The sequence below is a fragment of the Lactobacillus sp. IBH004 genome (assembly GCF_026185255.2).
Taxonomy (GTDB): domain Bacteria; phylum Bacillota; class Bacilli; order Lactobacillales; family Lactobacillaceae; genus Lactobacillus; species Lactobacillus melliventris.
The window spans coordinates 1,910,431-1,927,709 of sequence record NZ_CP110217.2 but is presented as its reverse complement, the minus strand read 5'-3'; the positions used below and the strand labels follow the sequence as shown (position 1 = coordinate 1,927,709).

Genomic DNA, 17,279 nt, shown 5'->3' with positions numbered 1-17,279 from the left:
GACCTCCTTTATTGAACGCGCCTTTCAGGTTTATCTCCTTTGTGATAATTGATAAACTTGATGTTAATTTTTGGTTTTTGCTCAATTCCTAGCAATTGCTTCAGATTCTTTTTTAATTCTTCAAGATAGTCGTTAAGCAGGGCAGCAATGTTTTCACCAGGACCCAAGTCACCGCCGATTTTAATTTTAATTCGGCGTTTTGTTAACTTGGAACTAACCTTTGCATTATTTAAATAAGGTAAATCGGCAAGTGAATTCATTACATAGCCATTAATGGCCTTGGAAGTAACCTTAACTTGACCATCACTTTTATGAATTAAATTAAAGTTTCTTTGGACTGGCCAAAATAGGATGACAATTAAACTAACAATTAGTATTATAAAAACAATTATACTAATACCAATTAAATACCAGGCAAATATCGGGTTAAGAGTACCTAAATGAGGTAATTTAATCTTTAAATACTTTTGCCAAAAACTACTGGTTTCCCATATTAAGTAACAAGGCACAGGTAATAGTAATAACATGCCTAATACCAATAGCCACTTTTTACTCCTCTTCAACTTATCACCATCCTCTCAGGGTTCATCTTAATAATAATACTGATTATTTTAACAGACTAATAATATGCACCATATGTATACAATAATAGTTCGTAAAATTGCGCACAAAAAGAGCGGTGTTTTAATCCACCGCCCTTTTTAGCTTAATATCAGTTAATTACTTATTGTATGTTGAACTTAATTTACTTGCTGCAGCCTGGTCAACAATAAGAGTGACATTTTGATGTTGTTGCAAAACTGAAGCTGGTACGTCTTCTGTTACTGGACCTTCAACCATCTTTTGTACAGCATCAGCCTTATTATCGCCAAAAGCCATAATTACTATTTCTTTGGCAGACATTATATTTGCAATGCCCATGCAGATAGCTGATTTAGGGACTTCGTCAATGTTGTTGAAGAAGCGAGAATTAGCTTCAATAGTATTCTCAGTTAGCTGTACTTCGTGGGTAATAGAATCAAATGAAGTTCCAGGCTCATTAAAAGCAATGTGACCGTTTTGTCCTAATCCTAATAATTGAAGATCAATTGGATTTTCTGCAATTATTCTGTTGTAGTCAGCTGAAGCACCTTCGGGATCCTTAATGGCTTTGATGCCATCAGGAACATAAGAGTGTTTAAAAGGCTTTTTATCAAACAAGTTTTTTTGCATAAAATAATGATAACTTTGGTCATTATCGGGAGTTAAGCCAACATATTCATCAAGGTTAATACTAATTAAATTGCTGTTATCCAAATCACTTTCGGTCCATTGCTGGTATAAAGTAACAGGAGTTGAGCCGGTTGCCAAACCGATTACCTTAGTGCCATTAGCAATACTATCTTTAAATAAGTCAAAAGCCTTCCTACTGCCACTGGCTTTATCTTCTGTGATAATAATTTTCATTTTTATTTACGCCTCCATATTAGTTAAGTTAATTATAAATTGGTATATTCCAATTTGTCAACAGGATGCGACAATAGATATTACTTTAAAATTATGCAAAAAAGAGCTTACCTATATTTGTTTCACATGTAACAAATATTGGGTAAACTCTAAAATACTGTTTTTATTCACTTCTTAGTGCAATTGCTGCATCTTTCTTAGCTGCCATCCGCGCTGGCAAATGACCGCCAATCATAGTTAAAATGGTTGAAATAATGATTAATATCAGGGCATGAGTAGGGTTAAGCTGTGCTACATTGCTTAAGTCAGTAATGGAGTAAAGAAGACTATTAATAGGGAAGACCAGCAACCAAGCAATAAATACACCTAAAACCCCGGAAAAAACACCCAAAATAAATGTTTCGGCATCGAATACCCTGGTGATGTCTTTTTTACGGGCACCCAGTGCCTTTAAGATTCCTATTTCTTTAGTTCTTTCTAAAACAGAAGTATAAGTTAAAATACCAATCATAATCATTGATGTGACTAAAGAGATTGCGGCAAAGGCAACTAAGACCGTAGTAATACCATTAAGCAAGCCGCCAGTCATCGAAGTAACAGCGCTTGACATATCAGTATAGATAATCTTATCTTTTTTCTTTTTACCACGATTCCATTTATCTAAGTAATCAAGCACTTTATCTTTGGCATCAAAGTCATTGGGATAAATCATCATACTAGTCGGTATGGTGGAACCACCAATTGACTGTAACATTTGTTTCTTTTCCTGAGAATTCATACTTTGACCAGTCATGACATTTTGAGTGGTCTTTTTCTGGGCTTTTACTATCTCTGAAGCTTTATTTTTATTGATAATATTTTGTGTTAACTGGTCACTGTAGGCAATTCCTGCTGACAAAAGTGCCATAGAATTTTGGTCTTTTGGCTTGATGACGCCTACAATCCGCAGTTTGGTTTTGCTATTATCGTACATAGAATTACTGATTTTTTGCGGAATAAACATACCTGTCGGTAATTTCTGATAATAGTCGTTGTTGGCGACAATTTTGAAGGTTTTACCAACAAATTTGGGATATTTTATTTTTTGACCAGCTTTAACTTTGAAACCTAGGTTTTTAATAATATTAATATTTAACTTGTTTTCATTATCTGTTACTAAGACTAAATCGGTAGCTTTATGTGGCCACGCTCCAGACAAAAGTTGATAATTTTCTTTCAGGAAATTACTTTTACCAGAATTAAGTGTAGTAGGAAATACTGATGAGCCTAACCCAGTAGCACTAATTGCTTGCATCCGCATCTGGGCAGCTGCTTGAGAACTGTCTGAACTAGCAGAAATGGGGGAGAATTGGACTCGCTTAATTTTATTATCATTACGTGTTAGTAAATTTAAGTTGATTCCACGCTGATAGGAAATATTGTTAGCATAATCAGGATTTATTTTTTTAATGTAATTAACATACTTTTGACTAATTTTATTTTGATGAGTCGATTCTTGCAGTCTATCTTTTTCAACAGTTAAATAGCCCCGATTTTTGACATTCTTATCAGATTCGTTACGGTCTTCGATACTTGAAGCATCGGTGGCGGTTTGATTGATGGTAACGGGATATTTGGCTAGTGCCTTACTCATCGTTGTATCAATCTGCTTTTGAAAGCCGTTGGATAAGGCTAAAACAACTGCGATAGATATAATTCCGATACTTGACGCAAAGGCTGTTAAAGTTGTTCTGCCTTTTTTAGTCATAATATTGGTAAAACTTAACTTGATGGCGTTCCAATACGACATTTTTGTCCGTTTCAGCTTAAAAGTATCTTTTTCTTTTTCCGGATTAAAGGGATTGGAATCATTTAAAATTTTACCATCCTGAAAGTTGACGATTCGAGTGGCATATTCCTGAGCAAGATTAGGATTATGTGTAACCATAACTACTAAGCGGTCTTTTGACAGTTTTTTAATCAGCTTCATAATTTGCTCAGATGTTTCAGTGTCAAGAGCACCAGTCGGTTCGTCGCACAGTAAGATATCAGGATCATTAGCCAAAGCCCGCGCAATTGCGACACGCTGCATTTGACCACCAGATAATTGATTGGGATTTTTAGAAATATGGTCCTTTAAGCCAACTTGGGTTAAAGCATCTACTGCTCGCTTATGACGCTCAGAAGCGGAAACTCCGGATAAATTCATGCCCAATTCGACGTTAGCAATAATTGATAAATGCGAAATTAAGTTATAATTTTGGAAAACAAAGCCGACAGAATTATTTCTGTAGGCGTCCCAGTCTGTTTCCTTAAAATTTTTAGTGGATTTACCGTTAATAATTAAGTCTCCACTGTCATAGCGATCAAGTCCACCAATGACATTTAATAACGTGGTTTTACCAGACCCACTAGGTCCCAAAATTGCGACAAATTCTTGGTTACGAAATGATATGGAAACATCATCAAGTGCATGTGTAACTGTATCACCGACATGATATGACTTACGTAAATCTTTTAATTGTAACATGCCTTTTTCTCTTTCTTTTAATAATTAATTAATAACAGATAGTTTAACATTTATGAAAGAGTAAAGCCAAAAGAAGATGACCATTTTAATGAATAAGTCCAGTTAAATCAAATAAAGCATAAATAATGAAGAATAATACAATTAATAAAATGGCAATAATATGCCGTTTCTTGTTTAAAAGTAAAACTGCAGCAAATTCACGCACGATTGCATTGGGCAGAAAGTAAAAACGAGTATAGCAGCCTACGCCGTTGGCATTAAGTCCGGCAGCTTTAGCGTAAAGAGAAGCCCTAAAAATGTGATAATTATTACTGAAAAATTTTGCTCTATAATTTTTACTGCCAAAATCTTTTGCGGCAATCTCAGCCGAAAATTTCATGTTTTGGTAGGTATTCTTGGAGTTATCTTCTAGTAATATATCACTAGGCTCAATTCCACGAGCGATTGCATACTCGGTCATTGCCTGTGCTTCAGCAACTTTTTCGTCTCCACCTTTACCACCGGACATGATAAACTTAGGCTTTTTTCTTCCTTTAGTAACCTGTTTTTGGGCATACTCAATTGCACGATTGATACGACTAGCTAAAAGTGGTGTAACTGTTTCACCTTGCGACAGGCCGGCGCCCAAAACAATTAAATAGTCTTGGTTATACTGTCTTGGTACAATTTGATAGAAAGTCAAATTTACTAAAAAGTTATAAGCAACAAAAAGCAGATAATCGAAAACAGCTGTTGGTGCATATAAGAGAATTCTGACCCAAGACGGCATGTTTTTAAACGGACCAATTAGTGCAATTAACCACACGACAATTATCCCGATACCAATAAAGAGTGTTAATAAGTTTGATAGTGTGTGACTTTCGCGTTTCCAGACAATATATGCATTCCACAAGAAAAACAGCCAGGAAAAGGCAGCCATCAGAGTAATTGCGGCTACAAATAAAACTACTAGAATTTCATAAGTTAAAATGAGCGGCCTTAAGCTCGTAGATAGAATCATTACTGTAAGCCAAACACCGAAGGTTAACAAAAAAACTGTGAAAAGAATACCATTAAGTAATCTCCGAGGTTCTTTTAACCAGGAAACCAAAAAAACAGTGAGTGTTGCCAACATAATAAGTGAAAGAATTATAAAAGATCGGTTCTGGTTTAGAATCTCAAAAAATCTAATCATAATAACCTGCCTTTGCTCTAGAGATAAGTCTATTATAATAAATATGTTTAAAAAGTCCTAGTAAATTAAAGTATGCTAGAATAAGAAAGTTATTTCCCAGGAAATAATTACCGGCCTTATTATGATATCTGAGCCATAACATCAAATAAAGACTGGTTATATTGATACTGAGATACTAGATAAATTAGTTATGGCTTTGCTTTTATTTTGGTCAGAAAGGAGCTAAGTGAATGAAAAAGTTTTTCTATTTTCTAGGAAATCTAATTACAATAGTGCTTGCTTTTATACTTTATACGATTGTACAACAGTTTTATTTTTATCCTTACAAGTTAAGAAAATCATTGGGCTTAGGAAATATTCCTTTTGTGGTGCTGACTGCCATAATTACAATCATAGCTTTGCTATTAGTATTTTACTTTTATTGCCTGCAGTTAAGGCGTAGTAACGAGCAAAATTATAATAGTAAACCACACTGGCAGATTAGAAAAGTATTGCTCTCTCTTTTAGGGGCAATAATGCTCATTTTTGTCAGTGCAACTATTCAATTGGCTCTAGGTTTTAATACTAATCAGACTTCTACTAATCAAAATCTTCTTGACCAAATTTCTTATCAGGCAGGTTACTTTTTCCCCGTAATGGTTATAATTGTGGGACCAATATTTGAGGAAATTATTTTTCGCGGACTATTCTTTAATACTTTTTTCAATAAAAACACAAGTAGTAACAAATGGTTGGGCATACTTTTAAGTGGACTTATTTTTGGTTACGCTCATGATCCCGGACTAACCAAATATCTGCTCGTTTATTGGGCCTTAGGTTGTGTATTAGCATGGGTTTACACTACTAGCAAGGATTTACGCTATTCGATTTTATCCCATATGATTTTTAATTCCTTAGGATTCCTATAAATAAAGCCTGATAAATTACGTCTCGTCTAAAACGCTGATTTATCAGGCTTTTTTAAATAGGAAAATTTCTTAATTAGTAGTTTTACTGATTCCTGTTTGTTCTGGGTTTGTAGGCGTAGTTTTAGCTAAAAGCGCCAAGCTAATTGAAATCATATCTACTACTTCCTGTAAAATGGCACCCCAAAAAGCGGGAATAGCACCGGTAAAGGCAATTAATTCAATTATAATTACTATTGTGATAGCTGTTAATACATCAATATTAGCGACTTTCATCGTATGCTTAGAAATAGCTACGGCATCGTTAATTTTAGATAAATCATTTACCATAATAATAGCATCTGCACTTTCGCTGGCTGCCGAGGCTCCCTTGGCTCCCATTGCAATGCCAACATCAGCAGCAGATAGACTAGGTGCGTCATTAATTCCGTCACCAGTCATCACAACTGGTCGATTTTCTTTCTTTACATTTTTAATCGCAGCTATTTTTTCTGCTGGTAATAATTCATAGCGAATATCTTTTACATTAAGCGCCTTGCCAATTTTAGTTGCAACATCTTTATGATCTCCTGTCAACATCATAATATGAGCATTGCTTTGGCGCCGTAAACGCTTAATAGTCTGCGCACTTTCAGGCCTAACTTGGTCTTTAAATGTAATATAGCCAGCGTATTTATTATCGATTGAGATATAAATAGCTGTAGCATTGGTTTCCTGCACTTTTTGCAAATTATCTTCTGGTTTTATGTAGCTCAGCTTGCCCACTTTGACTAAATGGTTTTCAACGATTCCGCTAACGCCTTGACCAGTTGATTCTTTAATTTGTGTAGCGGGTTTTAAGAGTTTGTTATCCGCTACCCTAACTAGTGAATTGGCAATAATATGGCTTGATTGTTGTTCGACACTAGTGGCGTAGCTTTGCAGAGTTTCTGCACTATAACTGCTATTATCAGCGGGAATGATTTCATCAATTACCAGTTGATTTTCCGTTAAAGTACCAGTTTTATCAAAGGCAAAAGTTTTAGCTGATGCTAGTTTCTCTAAAGTAGGACCAGATTTGACAATAATATGGTGTTTAGACATGGAACTCATGCCGGATACCAATGCCACAGGTGCTGCTATTAATAATGGGCAGGGCGAAGCAACAACCATAACTTCTGCGAAATTAATTGGATTACCGGAATGAATCCAAGCGGCGATTCCTATTACCAAGGAAATAATAGTGAAAGGAACAGCATAGCGATCAGCCATTTTGACAAATTTAGCCGGTTGCGCTTGCGAAGATTTAACTAATGAAACGATAGTTTGATATTCTGAATCACTGGCTTTTTTAGTAACAGCCATTTCAACAGCAACATTGCCATTAATTGAACCGGACATTAATTGATCCCCGGGGTTTTTGGCAACTGGCACCGACTCACCGGTTAAAGAAGATTGATCAAAACTGGATTCACCTTTAATAACTTTCCCATCTACAGGTACCTGTTCACCAGGCTTAATTAGAATGTGATCGCCAATTGCTAATTGTTCTACATTTACCGATATAATTTTTTGATTACTGATTTTGTTGGCAATAGTAGGAGAATTATTTAAAAGTGAACGAAGTTCTTTATCCGCTTGACCAGTGGCGTAATCTTCTAAAGCTTGCCCGCCAGTCATCATCACTAGAATCATCCATTCAGCCCAAATGTCACCAATTAGAATAGTAGAAACGACTGCTATTACAGCTAAAATATCAACGCCGTAACGCCCCGATTTAAAGTCGCCAACTATTTCAGTGATCAAGGAATATGCCATTATAATACCGACTAAATCCATTAAAATAGTTTGGATCGGGAACTGCAGACTTCCCAGTTGAAAAAGACTTTTTGTTTTTAAGCCAAACTGACAAATAAGAGCTATTATTCCGATAGCTAAAACACAAAAAAACTTCCATTGACGTTTAAAACTCATGCATTATGCCTCCTACAAAAAGAAATATAATTATATTTTAGCACTAATTTAGACTTATTCTAAATTAGTGCTAAATTTTAGGTAAAAAAAAGACCAGTCATCTGACTGCTCCTTCTAATTAGTGCTTTTTTAACTTAATGATCTTATTTGCTTGATTTTCCGCTTTAATTGACTTGGGTGTGTCTTTTGTTGGGTGCTTTTTAACTTTAAAAGCCTTGTATTCATCTTTAGCTGGATGAATGTGGAAAATTTTAGTCCGTCCTAATGAGTCAATCAAATCGGAGGAAGACATTGTAATAAAGTCATCATTATCACCATAATCATCAGTTTCTGCAAAATACTGATTAATCTTCGCAATTCCCTTTTCTGAAAAGTGTTCTTCTTTGGCTAAATCAAGGAGAAGAGCGTGTAAGCGCGAAGCTGACACTAATTCATGCTGCAAAATTATAAAAATCCACGAAAAATTGGAATCTATTGATTTAAGCCGCTTATTTATTTTATCTTTGTAAAAAGCATCAGTAATTTTAGCAGCATCATCCATACTATCTGGACTCTCTGTCAAATTTTTTAGTTGAGAAACCAACTCAGCTTTGTCTTTTAGTGATAGCTCTTGATCATTTGGGTAAGTCCAATTTTTTATAATTGCGCTTATCAAAAATGTCAATTGCGCAGAAATTGTTTTACTTGCCATATTAGTGCTCTTCTTTTCTAATTATTCAAGAAATATCTATTAATTTTTAATAACTAATTTAGCAAAGCGTTATTTAATTTTTTTAAGATTAAAGATGTTAATATTGTAATTTCGTATATGTTTAAAAAATAACACAAAATTAAAATCGAATTTTTACATTGTATTAACTAAATAGCTGGATTACCAAATAAAACCTAGATTTCCCTAGCTAATTATATTATAGCTTAATTTGAAATAAAGTACACTAAAAATGTAATAAATAATTATAAATTTACAGTATATCTCATAATTGCTTATTTTTAGTAATAGGAGTAACTTTATATTCCTTTTCAAAGTTGTGCGCTATGTAATTAAATGCTTTAATCCATTCGCGTCTTGTCAATAGTCCTTGAAAAACGCCATAGTCATCAACAACGGGTAAAAAGGCATTGTCAACTAGTAAATGAAGTTGCGTTTCCAGGGTAGTTTGCACAAAGTTGATTTTGTCAAACTTGGTTTGCATGACATCACGCACTTTTAATTGATTTAATGGTTCAAGAGAAATGTCGTCCGTTTCCATCATTTTATCTGTAATCATTGCTAAGCTCAGTAGGCCAACAACGCGGCTTTGGCGGTCAAGGACTGGAATTTTTGAGTATTTTACGCGAGTCAAGATCATAAAGGCGTGGTACAAAGGATTGTCGTCTTCGACAAATGCAATACGGGAAGCAGGGATAATGAATGAACCTGATTTTTCTTCCAGTAAGTGTTTTATTGTGGGTGAGAACATTAAATATAAACCTCTCATATTAATAAGTAATAAATAACTAAATTAATCCTATAACAAAGAAAAAAGGCTCGCAAGGTGTGCGAGCCTGTTAGTTTTCATCTACTTTGAAGGAGTAAGAATGAATGAAATAAAAAAGTGGGAGTATGTAGTAAGCATTGCTACTGCTTACTACATTTAAAATGATATCTCTAAATTATGAAGTTAAGGTAGAAAATCTCTTATAAAAGAGTAAAGAATTTCTTTAGAACTGTTTAAGAGTATAGAAAAACTCACGTAACGCACGTGAGTCGAAAGGGATAGATATGAAAATGACCTGTAAAGTCATTTCGGTTTTTTCATTATTATACTTGGAGGAGTATGAATGAAAAACAAAAAGTTGAGTATGATATAAAAAAGATCTATATCTTTCCTATATCACAATTATAGTATAACTATAAAATGTGAAAAAAGTATGACGAAAATGGCAAAATACAAATTTTGGTTGCTACAAAATTGTTTGTTACAAAACTCATTGTTATAATTAGGTTTACTTTATTTGAAAGGGATAATTGAGATTTTAAGGAGAAAAATGGGTAGACAAGATTATCGTAAAAAAATCACTTTCTGGTTACGCTTTTCTGGGTGGCTTTGTTTACTTCCGGCAAGCATCTGGCTGCGGCTATACCAATTAATTGGTCAAGGCGCATTGGCATACACGATTTTAGGGGAACTAATTTTTACACTTTTATTTGCTGCTTATATTTTAACTACAGCAGAGAGTGAGCGCTGGTTAAAGCCAACTAATCTTTTTATCTTATTAGTAATTACTATACTATTTGGTTCATTCATAATTTTAATTCCGCTTTGTTTTGCTTATAATGATTGTCGCAAGCTAAACGACGAACGATAAACGGTTGAAATGGGAAAATATTTAAATTTGGTAAAAATTTGAGGTGGATTTTTGGGTGACAAAACTTTAGTAGTACTATATTCGATAGTACATTTTATTAATATTGAGAAAGATATGAAATTATGGCTAAAAAAGAGAAAAATGATTCACGTGGAAAACGTATTGGGAAGTTCATTTTAACGACAGTTATCTATTGTGTCATTTTAATGGTGTTGATTTATTTATATCAATATAGTGGGCTGACTTCTGTTCACTTTATTTATAACGAATTTTAAGCTGGTACAAATCATGATTGAAAATGTAATTAAAAAAATTGATGAAGTTGCCCAAAAAGAACCTGAACGCATTGCCTATGATTATTTAGGTCAAACTAATACCTACGGTGATCTCAAAAAACGCTCAGATGAATGGGCTCATAAAATTACTGGTTTAGGACTTTCAGCGCAAAGTCCCGTTATGGTCTGGGGCGGTCAGGACTTTGAAATGGTTGCCAGCTTCTTGGGCTGTGTTAAATCAGGTCATGCCTATATCCCCATTGCCAGTTACTCTAATGCAGAACGGATAGTTATGATTCAAGAAGTTTCTCAGTCTGAAGCAATTTTAGCAATTGATGATCTGCCTGAAATTGACTTACCACCTATTAAGGTTGTACATCCTCAAGATGTAGAAAAGGGAAATTATGAACCCGATCCTGCCAACTTTGTCCAAGGTGATGCTAACTTTTACATTATTTTTACTTCAGGCACCAGTGGGAAACCTAAAGGCGTGCAGATTAGTCATAATAACCTGCTTAGCTTTATCAATTGGGAAATGACGGACTTTGATCTGCCCGAGCATCCCGCATTTTTGTCACAAGCACCGTATTCATTTGATCTTTCAGTGATGAGTCTTTATCCAGCTTTAGTTGGAGCAGGAAAGTTAGTGGCTTTGCCGCATGAAGTAACACAAAATTTTGCTCAATTATTTCAGACTCTGCCTCAATTACAATTTAACGTTTGGGTTTCAACCCCGTCATTTGCGCAAATGTGTTTTTTGGATAAAACTTTTACTGCTGCTTATCACCCAAGCTTGTCGCACTTTTTGTTCTGTGGTGAAGAATTGCCCCACAATGAAGTAGTAATGCTAAAAAAGAAATTTCCTCAGGCACGCATTTTTAACACCTATGGACCTACCGAAACAACAGTTGCAGTCACTCAAGTAGAAATTACAGATGCAGTTTTAAAGAAATATGACCGCTTGCCAATTGGCAAGGTTAAAGCCGACACCAAAATAACTATTGACAAAACTAAGGGTGATCAGCCTGATGAAGGCGAGATTATTATTACTGGCCCAAGTACATCTAAGGGTTATATGAATAATCCGGAGAAGACTGCTAAGGCTTTCTTTAAAAACCCAGCTGACCAATATCTGAGTCACCGTTCAGGTGATGAGGGCTTCTTTGACCACGACATGCTCTTTTATCGAGGCAGGATTGACTTCCAGATCAAATTTAACGGCTACCGCATTGAACTGGAAGAAATCAACCATTATATCGGTATGAATAAACTGGTTGATCACGGCGTAGCCGCACCTAAATATAATCAGGATCATACGGTTAAGCAAATTGTTGCCGAAATTAAGCTGAAAGATGGCGTTAAAGAACAATATTCCGAAGCAGAAATTACCAAGATGATTCGGAATGATTTAGCTAAAGATCTGATGCCATATATGATTCCGCAACGTTATGTTTACCGTGAAACATTACCAGTCTCCCAAAATGGCAAAGTTGATATTAAGGCCGTCATTAAGGAGGTCAACGAGTAGTGAACTTTAACTTCATTAACTTACAGCCATACTCTAATCCGCATTACTTTGTGTATTTGATGATTGGTTTAATTCCCATTATTATCGGGCTGTATTGGGGTCACCGCTTCAAAATCTATGAAGTTGTGTTCTCGTTAGTTTTTTTATTTCTCATTTTTGATGGTGAAAAATGGCAACAGGGCGTTAGCCTGATCATCTATATTCTGTTTCAGCTCCTGGTTTCCTATGGCTATCTCTATTATCGCAGGCGTAAAAATAGTCAGAATAAAACCTGGGTCTTTTACCTAGCGGTGATTTTAGCAATTGTGCCTCTGATTTTAGTGAAAGTGCAGACTGCTTTTCCGCAAGCTAAAATTCCGGGGGTCTTGGCCTTTCTGGGTATTTCCTACCTTACGTTCAAGACCGTTCAGGTTGTGATGGAAGTGCGCGATGGCGCTATTAAAGAACTTAATCTGGGAACGTATTTGCGCTTTCTCTTGTTCTTTCCCACCATTTCTTCCGGACCAATTGATCGCTACCGCAGATTTGCCAAAGAATGTGACACGGTGCCAAAGCGTGAGCAATATCTAAACGATTTAGAGCTGGCAACCCGCTATTTATTTCAAGGATTCTTATATAAATTTGTTCTGGGCTGGTTCTTTGGTACCTACTGGCTGCCGCGAATTACCCGAGCAGCAATGATAACAGGTACGGCTAATGGCGGTTTAAAACTTTCCTGGTGGTTAGTGGCTTATATGTACTGCTACAGCATGTATTTGTTCTTTGACTTTGCCGGCTATTCTTTATTTGCCGTGTCAATTTCCTACTTTATGGGTATTCACACCCCAATGAACTTTAATAAGCCGTTTATTTCACAAAATATTAAAGAATTCTGGAACCGCTGGCACATGACTTTGTCCTTTTGGTTTCGCGACTACATCTATATGCGGTTTACCTTCTTTGCTATGAAGAAAAAGCTGTTCAAGAATCCGGTCAGACTATCTCAAGCAGCTTATCTGTTATTATTCTTAGTGATGGGCTTCTGGCATGGACTAACCTGGTATTATATTGTTTATGGGTTGTTTCATGCTGTGGCCATCATCATCAATGATTGCTGGCTGCGGTTTAAGAAGAAGCACAAAGACAAATTGCCATCTAATAAATACACAAAATGGCTGGCAATTTTTGTAACTTTTAATGTAGTGTGTTTTAGTTTCCTGATATTCTCAGGTTTTCTCAGTCAATTATGGTTTGGCTGGAAGTAAGCAAGAATTTTATCTAAGGAGTTTTTTACAATGGATACCAAAAAAGAAGTTTTAGCAATTTTACAAGATTTAACTGGTGAAGATTTAGCAGACAGAATGGATGAAAATATTTTTGCCAACGGTTTAATGGATTCAATGGCTAGTGTCCAAATGTTGTTAAATTTACAGGAAAAATTTCAAATTGATGTACCAGTTTCTGAATTTGATAGAAACGAATGGGATACGCCTAATAAAATTGTGGCAAAGGTGGAAAATTTAGAAAATGAGTAACAAACGCCGGCTGTGGCAGATTTTTGGCCCAGTACTCTGCGCCGCCATCTTGTTACTGGTTATCTTTTTAATGCCGTGGGAGCGGACTTTTTCGCCAGGTGCTATTTATCAAGCTGCTAATTCCCAGACTACGACCATTTTTAAAGGCTCTTTAATGAAACAGGATGCCTTTAAAGATGACTATGTGCCTTTTTATGGCTCAAGTGAACTGTCACGGCTTGACCCGCTGCACCCGAGTGTAATTGCGCAAAAATATCACCGCGATTACCGGCCGTTTTTATTAGGTGGGCCAGGTAGCCAATCTTTGGCACACTTCTTAGAGATGCAGGGCACATCAAAACAGCTTAAGGGCAAAAAAGCCGTGGTGATTGTTTCTCCGCAGTGGTTTACCAAGAAAGGGCAAAATCCAGATGCTTTTGCCTTGTATTATTCACCGCTGCAGGCCTGCAATTTTCTGTTAGGGATTAAAAAAGATACACCGACAAACCGCTATGCGGCTAAACGCTTCTTGCAGATGCCGGAAGTGAAAGGCGTTATTAAGCTGGGAATGAAAAGAGTTGCCCGCGGGGAAAAGCTGACCGGTTTTCAGCGTTTCTACTTGGAGAACCAGCGGCGCATACTTAACAATGAAGACAAGTTCTTTAGTACCTTTCAATTACGTGACCGGATCAAAAGGATCAATAAGCAGGCTAAACTTTTGCCGGCTACTTATTCAGTCAAGGCCTTAGACCAAGTGGCAAGTGAGCAGGCAGAACTTAACACTAATTCGAATAGCTTTGGTATTAATAACCGCTTTTTTAAGCGGCGCTTGAATAAACGTTTATTGGTTAAATTGAAGGGCAGTCAGCGCCACTTTAACTACACTAAATCAGTAGAATACAGTGATTTTGAACTGATGCTGCACCAGTTTGCCAAGCAACATACCAATGTGTTGTTCATTATCCCGCCGATTAATGAAAAGTGGTCTAATTATACGGGCTTGTCACAAACGATGTATCAAAAGGCCGTTTCCAAGATTAAGTACCAGCTGGCCAGCCAAGGCTTTGATAACGTCACCGATTTGTCTAAGCGCGGCGGTGAACAGTATTTTATGGAAGATACGATTCACCTGGGCTGGCGCGGCTGGGTAGCAGTCGACCGGGCAGTAAAACCGTTTATGGCGCAAGCAAATGTGCCGCATAACTATAATATTCATAACTATTTTTATAGTAAAAAGTGGCAAAAAAAGCCGTACCAGATTAGTTTAACAGATGAAAATCCGGTAAATGGCACTGCAAAAGAATCTTTAAAAGGAAAATAGTGCGCCAGCAAATTGATGCTCTCAGAATAAAGGGCTCAATTCTAGTCATTAAAAATGACAAAATAATGCTTAACTATGCTTTAGGCAATAACACTGACACTAGTTATCTAATTAATTCAGTACAAAAATCAATGACTGCCGCAATTATCATGCACCTGGTGCAGGAGGGCAAGTTAAGTCTGCAGGATAAATTAAGTAAATTTTATCCGCAAGTTGCTGGGGCAAAGAAGGTTAGGCTGAAGAACCTGCTGGCAATGACCGCTGGTCTTGATCTTAAATCAGGGGCAAGACTGGGACAAAAGCATTTTGTTTCGGATCAAGATAATATCCGACATGATGCTGCTAACACTGTTTTTGAGCCCGCCTTGTTAAATAAGTGGCATTATAGCTCGTTAAATTATGTTTACTTGTGCGGCATTATGAGTAAAATAACGGGTCAAAGCTATGAGCAGTTATTCCGCGACACCTATGTCAGACCATTAAAGTTGCAACAAACAGAATTTTTGTGGTCAAAGCCAGGCAAAATTATTGCCAGTCATTTAGTACCAGGCATGATTTATCGCAAAGGCCGCTATGATGTAGTTAAGCATAAAGCAGCCCTCAGGGATGCTCATAGTGAGTTAGGCGCAGGGTCAGTAGTAATGTCAAATCATGATTTGGCTAAAGTAATACGGTATCTGCTGACTGGTAGTTTACTAACCCGCAGGAGTCGCAAATTGCTTTACCAAGCGGCTCCTCCGGCCTATTATAATGGTGGCTTTTATAACAATATTAAGCTGAAAACCAAAACGGCTAATGGAGCCGGACAAGGTTATTATACTTTCATGCGTAGCACTGATAATGCCAAAACCATTCTGATTATTCAGTCTAATAAAACGCGTGAAGGTCGATTTGGCCAACTAAAAGGGCAAATAAATCAAATTATGTTGGAACTGCTTGGCCGTAAGGCTTACAGTGCAAATATAATTGGCTAAAACTTGTTTTTTGGTTAATTGCATGCTAAAATTCTGTTGTGTCGCCATAGGGAAGTAATCATTTTCTCCGGTAGCGAAAATGTAAATTTCTATATGTGGTCAGTAGTGGTGACACAAACACTGTGTGAGCTTAGTTCCGATGTTGGTGGAACTAGGCTTTTTTTGTCTTTTCTTTGCGATGTACCATTATATGAGAGTAAAATGTAATTAGTATATACTAGATAAGGAGATAAGTTATGAACAGAGCAGAACTGAAACTAGAAGCTAGAAATCAGCTTCGTCATAACTGGGGCTGGGCAGTTAGTATTGGTATCGTAATGACGCTATTTGTCGGCTTCTTTTTTGCTAGACCAGCAGTAAGTGGTTCACTTAAGACTGCGAATAATGTAAATGATGTTATGGGAACCGGCTCAATTGATTCACTGTTTAAGCCAGCGTTTTGGGCAGGACAAATAGGACCTGATACAGGTTTAACTTTTATTGGCAGCTTTTTCATGTTGAGTATGGTGATAACATTTTTACATTTTGCTCGCGGAGAAAGGTTAAGCTTTTTTAAGGGAATTTTTTCTGTTTTTACTGATGGTCGCTTTATTCCGGAATTTTTGAACTTTCTTTTTAGCTATATTTTTCAATTTTTATGGACTTTATTATTATTCATTCCTGGGATAATCAAATCCTATTCTTATGCTATGACACCATATATTGTTAATGATTTAGTGGAAAGTGGACAAGAGGTGCATGCCACAACAGCAATTACTGCAAGTCGCCAGTTAATGGCTGGTCATAAGTGGGAATTGTTCGTGCTTGATTTAAGCTTTATTGGCTGGTACCTATTGTGTATTATTACTTTAGGTATTGGGTTTATTTGGCTGATTCCTTATGAACGCACAACCAAAGCTAATTTTTATCGGCAATTGGCCGGAGAGCGGTATTTAAAAAAGTAAATTGGTAACAAACAAAAAGAGCAGGACAATAACTGTCTTGCTCTTTTTGTTTTGCTTTAAGAAAGTTTAGTATTTATTTAAATCCTCAATACTTTCCTGAAACCATTTTCCCGCATATTCAGAAGTAAAATCATCTGTTTTTTTAAGCGCATCTTTGATTTGGCTGGAACTTAAATGATCTAATAGGTACAGTTTTAATGCCTTATTAATTAGGGCATTAAAATCTGTATCATTGGTTTCTAAGTATTTATCAGTCAGTTTTGCCACTTTGTCAGTTAATTCGATTTTCTTTCTGCTCATGTTCTCGCCTCTTAAAATACAAGTTCATTATACCATTTTATTCACAACTAATAATAAAAAAGATAATGGGTAACAAAAATGGCTTGCATTAAAAAAATAGAGTATTAT

General features: G+C 36.2%; 17 protein-coding genes. 9 read left to right on the top strand and 8 right to left on the bottom strand.

Annotation, left to right across the window (positions count from 1 at the left end; genetic code table 11):
- Window positions 1-8: 8 nt before the first annotated feature.
- From amaP to LDX54_RS09395, 4 genes are all read right to left on the bottom strand, one after another.
- Entirely contained in the window at window positions 9-563 is a 555-nt protein-coding gene (gene amaP, locus LDX54_RS09410; protein WP_147444118.1) for an alkaline shock response membrane anchor protein AmaP, read from the bottom strand.
- A 157-nt stretch (window positions 564-720) separates the two neighbouring features.
- Window positions 721-1,446, bottom strand: a complete 726-nt coding sequence (locus LDX54_RS09405; RefSeq protein WP_265667294.1) for a glucosamine-6-phosphate deaminase — start codon at window positions 1,444-1,446, stop codon at window positions 721-723.
- A 163-nt stretch (window positions 1,447-1,609) separates the two neighbouring features.
- Window positions 1,610-3,955, bottom strand: a complete 2,346-nt coding sequence (locus LDX54_RS09400; RefSeq protein ID WP_265667295.1) for an ABC transporter ATP-binding protein/permease — start codon at window positions 3,953-3,955, stop codon at window positions 1,610-1,612.
- 85 nt (window positions 3,956-4,040) lie between these two features.
- Window positions 4,041-5,129, bottom strand: a complete 1,089-nt coding sequence (locus LDX54_RS09395; RefSeq protein ID WP_265667296.1) for a YdcF family protein — start codon at window positions 5,127-5,129, stop codon at window positions 4,041-4,043.
- A 230-nt stretch (window positions 5,130-5,359) separates the two neighbouring features.
- Between LDX54_RS09395 and LDX54_RS09390 the strand changes: the two genes are divergently transcribed.
- Window positions 5,360-6,037: a type II CAAX endopeptidase family protein gene (locus LDX54_RS09390; protein WP_046325727.1), complete on the top strand. Its 678-nt coding sequence runs from the start codon at window positions 5,360-5,362 to the stop codon at window positions 6,035-6,037.
- Window positions 6,038-6,106: 69 nt separating this feature from the next.
- On the opposite strand, the gene LDX54_RS09385 is transcribed toward LDX54_RS09390, so the two are convergent.
- The 3 genes from LDX54_RS09385 to cbpB all read right to left on the bottom strand — a co-directional run bounded on the left by LDX54_RS09385 (window position 6,107) and on the right by cbpB (window position 9,447).
- A complete protein-coding gene (locus LDX54_RS09385; protein WP_265667297.1) occupies window positions 6,107-7,987 on the bottom strand; it encodes a heavy metal translocating P-type ATPase in 1,881 nt (626 codons plus the stop codon).
- A gap of 118 nt (window positions 7,988-8,105) precedes the next feature.
- On the bottom strand, window positions 8,106-8,678 hold the full coding sequence (locus LDX54_RS09380; RefSeq protein WP_265667298.1) for a hypothetical protein: 573 nt from the start codon (window positions 8,676-8,678) through the stop codon (window positions 8,106-8,108).
- A 283-nt stretch (window positions 8,679-8,961) separates the two neighbouring features.
- Complete coding sequence (cbpB, locus tag LDX54_RS09375) at window positions 8,962-9,447, bottom strand: cyclic-di-AMP-binding protein CbpB (protein WP_122038201.1); 486 nt, start codon at window positions 9,445-9,447, stop codon at window positions 8,962-8,964.
- A 568-nt stretch (window positions 9,448-10,015) separates the two neighbouring features.
- Here cbpB and LDX54_RS09370 point away from each other — a divergent pair.
- The 8 genes from LDX54_RS09370 to LDX54_RS09335 all read left to right on the top strand — a co-directional run bounded on the left by LDX54_RS09370 (window position 10,016) and on the right by LDX54_RS09335 (window position 16,871).
- Window positions 10,016-10,336 carry a hypothetical protein gene (locus LDX54_RS09370; protein WP_265667299.1) on the top strand — a complete coding sequence of 107 codons (321 nt, stop codon included), beginning with the start codon at window positions 10,016-10,018 and terminating at the stop codon, window positions 10,334-10,336.
- A 122-nt stretch (window positions 10,337-10,458) separates the two neighbouring features.
- The gene (locus LDX54_RS09365) at window positions 10,459-10,611 is read left to right on the top strand and encodes a teichoic acid D-Ala incorporation-associated protein DltX (protein ID WP_046325722.1); all 153 of its coding nucleotides are present in this window, start codon (window positions 10,459-10,461) and stop codon (window positions 10,609-10,611) included.
- Between the two features lie 13 nt (window positions 10,612-10,624).
- Window positions 10,625-12,139, top strand: a complete 1,515-nt coding sequence (gene dltA, locus LDX54_RS09360; RefSeq protein ID WP_265667300.1) for a D-alanine--poly(phosphoribitol) ligase subunit DltA — start codon at window positions 10,625-10,627, stop codon at window positions 12,137-12,139.
- A complete protein-coding gene (gene dltB / locus LDX54_RS09355) occupies window positions 12,139-13,383 on the top strand; it encodes a D-alanyl-lipoteichoic acid biosynthesis protein DltB (protein ID WP_122026675.1) in 1,245 nt (414 codons plus the stop codon). Before dltA ends, dltB begins: the two co-directional genes overlap by 1 nt.
- A 30-nt stretch (window positions 13,384-13,413) precedes the next feature.
- The gene (gene dltC / locus LDX54_RS09350; protein ID WP_046325719.1) at window positions 13,414-13,653 is read left to right on the top strand and encodes a D-alanine--poly(phosphoribitol) ligase subunit DltC; all 240 of its coding nucleotides are present in this window, start codon (window positions 13,414-13,416) and stop codon (window positions 13,651-13,653) included.
- Window positions 13,646-14,953 carry a D-alanyl-lipoteichoic acid biosynthesis protein DltD gene (gene dltD / locus LDX54_RS09345; protein ID WP_122026674.1) on the top strand — a complete coding sequence of 436 codons (1,308 nt, stop codon included), beginning with the start codon at window positions 13,646-13,648 and terminating at the stop codon, window positions 14,951-14,953. Before dltC ends, dltD begins: the two co-directional genes overlap by 8 nt.
- Entirely contained in the window at window positions 14,953-15,927 is a 975-nt protein-coding gene (locus LDX54_RS09340; protein ID WP_122026673.1) for a serine hydrolase domain-containing protein, read from the top strand. Before dltD ends, LDX54_RS09340 begins: the two co-directional genes overlap by 1 nt.
- Before the next feature lie 236 nt (window positions 15,928-16,163).
- The gene (locus LDX54_RS09335; protein ID WP_110446821.1) at window positions 16,164-16,871 is read left to right on the top strand and encodes a DUF975 family protein; all 708 of its coding nucleotides are present in this window, start codon (window positions 16,164-16,166) and stop codon (window positions 16,869-16,871) included.
- 66 nt (window positions 16,872-16,937) lie between these two features.
- Here LDX54_RS09335 and LDX54_RS09330 read toward each other — a convergent pair whose 3' ends face one another.
- Entirely contained in the window at window positions 16,938-17,171 is a 234-nt protein-coding gene (locus tag LDX54_RS09330) for a hypothetical protein (protein WP_046325715.1), read from the bottom strand.
- Between the last annotated feature and the right edge of the window lie 108 nt (window positions 17,172-17,279).

Coding starts and splice junctions, on each gene's coding strand:
- LDX54_RS09330 (WP_046325715.1), bottom strand. CDS start 17,171: ATGAGCAGAAAGAAAATCGAATTAACTGACAAAGTGGCAAAACTGACT.
- LDX54_RS09405 (WP_265667294.1), bottom strand. CDS start 1,446: ATGAAAATTATTATCACAGAAGATAAAGCCAGTGGCAGTAGGAAGGCT.
- LDX54_RS09390 (WP_046325727.1), top strand. CDS start 5,360: ATGAAAAAGTTTTTCTATTTTCTAGGAAATCTAATTACAATAGTGCTT.
- LDX54_RS09385 (WP_265667297.1), bottom strand. CDS start 7,987: ATGAGTTTTAAACGTCAATGGAAGTTTTTTTGTGTTTTAGCTATCGGA.
- dltC (WP_046325719.1), top strand. CDS start 13,414: ATGGATACCAAAAAAGAAGTTTTAGCAATTTTACAAGATTTAACTGGT.
- LDX54_RS09335 (WP_110446821.1), top strand. CDS start 16,164: ATGAACAGAGCAGAACTGAAACTAGAAGCTAGAAATCAGCTTCGTCAT.
- LDX54_RS09370 (WP_265667299.1), top strand. CDS start 10,016: ATGGGTAGACAAGATTATCGTAAAAAAATCACTTTCTGGTTACGCTTT.
- dltA (WP_265667300.1), top strand. CDS start 10,625: ATGATTGAAAATGTAATTAAAAAAATTGATGAAGTTGCCCAAAAAGAA.
- cbpB (WP_122038201.1), bottom strand. CDS start 9,447: ATGTTCTCACCCACAATAAAACACTTACTGGAAGAAAAATCAGGTTCA.
- LDX54_RS09380 (WP_265667298.1), bottom strand. CDS start 8,678: ATGGCAAGTAAAACAATTTCTGCGCAATTGACATTTTTGATAAGCGCA.
- LDX54_RS09365 (WP_046325722.1), top strand. CDS start 10,459: ATGGCTAAAAAAGAGAAAAATGATTCACGTGGAAAACGTATTGGGAAG.
- LDX54_RS09400 (WP_265667295.1), bottom strand. CDS start 3,955: ATGTTACAATTAAAAGATTTACGTAAGTCATATCATGTCGGTGATACA.
- LDX54_RS09395 (WP_265667296.1), bottom strand. CDS start 5,129: ATGATTAGATTTTTTGAGATTCTAAACCAGAACCGATCTTTTATAATT.
- dltD (WP_122026674.1), top strand. CDS start 13,646: ATGAGTAACAAACGCCGGCTGTGGCAGATTTTTGGCCCAGTACTCTGC.